The organism is Dellaglioa sp. CoH-55-MRSF-6 (assembly GCF_056782215.1).
This window is the reverse complement of sequence record NZ_JBXAYJ010000025.1, coordinates 1-372: the sequence shown is the minus strand read 5'-3', so window position 1 is coordinate 372 and position 372 is coordinate 1. Positions and strand designations below refer to the sequence as shown.

At 42.7% G+C, this 372-nt stretch carries 2 tRNA genes; both read left to right on the top strand.

The features are described 5' to 3' along the window. The first annotated feature begins 101 nt into the window (after nt 1–101). A tRNA-Ile gene (locus tag AC1RPK_RS07655) sits at nt 102–176 on the top strand. A 27-nt stretch (nt 177–203) separates the two neighbouring features. Further along, nucleotides 204–276 (top strand) — tRNA-Ala (locus AC1RPK_RS07650). Nucleotides 277–372: the final 96 nt, after the last annotated feature.

The following is a 372-nucleotide window of genomic DNA, read 5'->3' as shown; positions in this document are numbered from 1 at the left end:
CCTGCGGCTGGATCACCTCCTTTCTAAGGAATATTACGGAAACCTACACACTTGTCGAAAATTTGTTTAGTTTTGAGAGATCTACTCTCAAAAGCGTTTACGGGCCTATAGCTCAGCTGGTTTAGAGCGCACGCCTGATAAGCGTGAGGTCGATGGTTCGAGTCCATTTAGGCCCATTTACCAATTAATAAAATACCCATTATGGGGCCTTAGCTCAGCTGGGAGAGCGCCTGCCTTGCACGCAGGAGGTCATCGGTTCGATCCCGTTAGGCTCCATTGACAATATTAATTGTCGAATTTGTTCTTTGAAAACTAGATAATATTTATTAAATTTTTAAGCAATAAGCCGAGAAACACCGCGTTTTATTAGTT